The organism is Bradyrhizobium sp. P2_E8 (genome assembly GCF_056403875.1).
The window spans coordinates 1-4,412 of sequence record NZ_JBFUES010000653.1; the positions used below are offsets into that span (position 1 = coordinate 1).

A 4,412-nucleotide genomic window follows, 5' to 3' on the forward strand; every position below is an offset into this window, starting at 1 on the left:
CGATATGGCCATACGGAGTCGGTGGTTGCGAAGCCGCGCCGGAAGATCGACATTGGAGGGAGCGCCCAGCGCCGGTCGCGCCGGGCAGATGGAATGGGGCCTTGCGATGAAGATTTCCGACCGCGACGTGCTGCTGGTGATCGACGTCCAGAACGATTTCTGCACCGGCGGGGCGCTGGCCGTGCCCGGTGGCGAGAAAGTCGTGCCCGCCATCAACCGTATCGCCCAAAAATTCGCCAATGTGGTGCTGACCCAGGACTGGCATACAAACGACCACGTCTCCTTCGCGGCGAACCATGCGGGCAAGCAGCCGTTCCAGACCATCGAGCTGGACTACGGCACCCAGGTGCTCTGGCCGACGCATTGTGTGCAGGGCACGGCGGGCGCCGAATTCCATGGCGGGCTGGACGTCACCCGGGCGAGCCTGGTGGTGCGCAAGGGTTTTCGCCGCGGCATCGATTCCTATTCGGCGCTGTTCGAGAACGACCACAGGACACCGACGGGCCTGCTCGGGTACTTGCGCGAGCGCGAGTTGAAGACCGTCTTCGTCGCGGGGCTCGCGCTCGACTTCTGCGTCCGCTTTTCGGCAGAGGACGCCCGCAAGGCCGGGTTCGAAGTCGTGGTGATCGAGGATGCCTGCCGTGGCATCGACCTCGACGGTTCCGTCGCCGCGGCCCATCGCAGTTTTGGCGAGCTCGGCATTTCCGTGATCAGCTTCGAGGCATTCCTGTGAGAATCGCGAGATAGCCATGGCGGAGAAGACAGGCAAACAGCTAGGCGGGCCGGATCATGTCCCTGGCGATCCGCTGCTGTGGCCGTTTGCGGCGGCGCGGCTCGCCATGGACGCCTGTTTCTGGTGGATGGAGCGCGGGCCGGCCGAGCCGGCCGACAGCAGCCTGCCGTGGACGACGCCCAACACGGTCGCGCTGGAGCTTGCGACCATGCGCCTGCGCGATTGCACGAAGAACCGATCCGGCCAGCCGGCGCTGGTCTGCGCACCCTATGCGCTGCATCGGGCCCTGATCGCCGACTTTGCACCGGGCCACAGCGTGGTGCAGTCGCTGCAAAATGGCGGCATCGACCGGGTCTATCTCACCGACTGGCGCTCGGCCACTCCGGACATGCGCTATCTCTCGATCGACAGCTATCTGTCCGATCTCAACGTTGCCATCGACGAGATCGGCGCGCCGGTCGATCTCGTCGGCCTGTGCCAGGGTGGCTGGCTGTCGCTGCTCTACGCGGCGCGCTTTCCGGCCAAGGTGCGACGGCTGGTGCTAGCAGGCGCTCCGGTCGACCTGTCGATCGATTCCGCGCTATCCCGGCTCGCCCGCAACGCGCCGGGAATGGTCTACGACCAGCTCGTCGCGCGTGGCGGCGGCAATGTCAGTGGCGAGGAGATGCTGCGCTTCTGGTCCAGGACGCCAAGCCGCGAGGATATCGCAGTCGCCTTGCAGAAGGGGCTGTCCAACGAGGAAGGCGCGGCGCTGCTCGCGCGCTTCGACCAGTGGAACGTGGAGACGCTCGATCTGCCGGGCGCTTATTACCTCGAGATCGTCAACCGGATTTTCCGGGAGAACCGGATTGCCGGCGGCAACTTCGTGGCGCTCGGCCGCGCGATTGATCTGAAGGACGTCAAGGCGCCGATCTTCATGCTGGCCGGGCTCGACGACGAAGTGGTACCGGCGACGCAGGCGCTCGCCACCGCCGGCCTTGTCGGCACGCCGCCAGCCTTCATTGCAGCGGCCTCCGAGCCGAGCAATCACCTCGGCCTGTTCATGGGCGCGCGGACCCACGCGCATGCCTGGCCCCGGATCGCCGAGTGGCTGCGCAACGATCTGACCGGCGTCCTGGCCCGCAGCGCCTGAGCTCGCCCGCCAGAGCGAGGCGCAAATCCGTTATGCATGATGGCGGATGGCCTGCACGGGGCCAGATCGATGGGCTACATAGGTGCGGAGCTGACGGCTGCGGCCGGCCGGGAAGAAATTAGAGGTACTGCGCTCGATGACGTTCCACTCGATCTACGCCCATGGATTTGCGCGCGTGGCAGCCTGCGTGACCACCTCCCACGTCGCCGATCCCTCGGCCAATGCCAAGGCCATCCTGGCGGCGGCCAATGCCTGCCACGAACAGTCGGCGGCGGTTGCCGTGTTTCCCGAGCTGTGCCTGTCCGGCTATGCGATCGAAGATCTGGTGAAGCAGGACCCGCTGCTCGATGCGGTCGAGCGCGGTCTCGCTGCCATCGTCGAGGCCTCCGCTGCATTGATGACCGTTCTGATCGTCGGCGCGCCGCTGCGCTTTGGCCATCGCATCTACAATTGCGCCGTCGTCATCCATCGCGGCAATTTGCTCGGCGTGGTACCCAAGAGCTACCTGCCGACCTACCGCGAATTCTACGAGGGACGGCATTTCGCCTCCGGTGCCGGCATCGCCGGTGAGGTGATCGCGATCGGCGATCTGCGCGCGCCCTTCGGCGTCGATCTGCTGTTCGCGGCGGAGGACGTTCCGGGCCTGACTATCGGCGTCGAGATCTGCGAGGACATGTGGATCCCGGTAACCCCGGCCTCGGAGCTCGCACTTGCAGGCGCCAGCGTGCTGATCAACCTCTCGGGCAGCCCGATCACGATTGGCCGGGCGCGCTCGCGCGCACTGCTGTGCCAGTCGACCTCGGCGCGCTGCCTCGCGGCCTACGTCTATTCCGCCGCCGGGGCAGGGGAATCGACCACCGATCTGGCCTGGGACGGCCAGACCTCGATCTACGAGAACGGCGTGCTGCTGGCCGAAGGCGAGCGGTTCCGCCAGGGGGGCCAGATCACGTTCGCCGACGTCGATCTCGACCTGCTCAGGCAGGAGCGCGCCTTGATGGGGACGTTCGACGACAACCGCCGGCAGCGCGAGGCGTTCTTCCGCAAGGTGACGTTCGCGCTGAAGCCGCCGGCCTCCGACGTCGGCTTCCTGCGCAAGGTCGAGCGCTTCCCGTTCGTGCCGAGTGACGAGAGCCTGCTCGAGCAGGATTGCTACGAGGCCTACAACATCCAGGTCGCCGGCCTCGTGCAGCGCATGCGCGCGACCGGCACYAAGCGCGTCGTCATCGGCGTCTCGGGCGGGCTCGATTCCACCCACGCGCTGATCGTCGCCGCGAAGGCCGTCGACCTGCTCGGCCTGCCGCGCGAGAACATCCTCGCCTACACCATGCCGGGCTTTGCCACCGGCAGCGAGAGCAAGAGCAATGCGCTGGCGCTGATGAAGGCGTTGCAGACGAATTGGCAGGAGCTCGACATCCGCACCACGGCAACCCAGATGCTGAAGGATATCGGCCATCCCTTCGGCAAGGGCGAGAAGGTCTACGACATCACCTTCGAGAACGTGCAGGCGGGCCTGCGCACGGACTATCTGTTCCGCCTTGCCAACCATCACGGCGGCATCGTCATCGGAACCGGCGATCTCTCCGAGCTCGCGCTGGGCTGGTGCACCTACGGCGTCGGCGACCAGATGGCGCATTACAACGTCAATGCGGGCGTGCCGAAGACGCTGATCCAGCATCTGATCCGCTGGGTGATCGCCTCGCAGCAGTTCAGCGACGACGTCAATCGGACGCTTGCCTCGATCCTGTCGGCCGAAATCTCGCCCGAGCTGGTCCCAGTCAAGCCGGGCGAGAAACCGCAGAGCACCGAAGCTTCCGTCGGCCCCTACGAGCTCCAGGATTTCAACCTGTTCTACACGCTCCGCTTCGGCATGCGGCCGTCCAAGATCGCCTTCATGGCGCTCCAGGCGTGGAAGGATGTCGCCAAGGGCGAATGGCCGCCGGCGTTCCCGAACGATCGGCGCAAGGCCTACGATCTTCCCGAGATCCGCCGCTGGCTGGAAGTGTTCCTGCGCCGCTTCTTCGCCTTCAGTCAGTTCAAGCGCTCCGCCATGCCGAACGGCCCGAAGGTTTCGGCCGGCGGCTCGCTGTCGCCGCGTGGCGACTGGCGCGCGCCGTCGGATTCGAGCGCAGCGGCATGGCTCGAGGATCTCGAGCGGAACGTACCGAACTGAATGGCGCGGCGGATCGACATTGCCGGGGAGGCGATCTGATGTCGGCCGGGGAAGGCTCAGAAGCGGGTGAAGAGGCCAGCGTCGTCAACGGCCTCTACATCTTCGACATCGAAATGCGTGACGGCAAGCGCGGGCAGGCGAGGGGCGTGGTCGTGCTCTGCGACGGACGCATCATGGGCGGCGACAGCTATTTCTACTACACCGGCAGCTACACGTTCCGGAACGGGAAGTGGCGTGGCGACATGATCGTCAATCAGCACACCGAAGCGGTCGGCCGGTCTCTCGTCTTCGGAGGCAGGGAGGTCACCTGCGGCTTTTCCGGCGACTATTTCCCCGGCGGCGCGGAAGTCGAGGGCATGGCGCTGGTCGGCAAGACC

Annotated in this window: 3 protein-coding genes and 1 pseudogene; all 4 read left to right on the forward strand. The window is 66.0% G+C overall.

Annotated features, from left to right (window positions below):
- Positions 1-88: 88 nt before the first annotated feature.
- A complete protein-coding gene (pncA, locus tag AC1D00_RS28815; protein ID WP_477012999.1) occupies positions 89-733 on the forward strand; it encodes a bifunctional nicotinamidase/pyrazinamidase in 645 nt (214 codons plus the stop codon).
- Between the two features lie 16 nt (positions 734-749).
- Positions 750-1,865, forward strand: a complete 1,116-nt coding sequence (locus AC1D00_RS28820; protein ID WP_404556429.1) for an alpha/beta fold hydrolase — start codon at positions 750-752, stop codon at positions 1,863-1,865.
- Between the two features lie 136 nt (positions 1,866-2,001).
- Positions 2,002-4,035, forward strand: a complete 2,034-nt coding sequence (locus AC1D00_RS28825; RefSeq protein ID WP_477012998.1) for an NAD(+) synthase — start codon at positions 2,002-2,004, stop codon at positions 4,033-4,035.
- Positions 4,036-4,073: 38 nt separating this feature from the next.
- Positions 4,074-4,412: pseudogene (locus AC1D00_RS28830) on the forward strand (hypothetical protein); the annotation flags it as partial.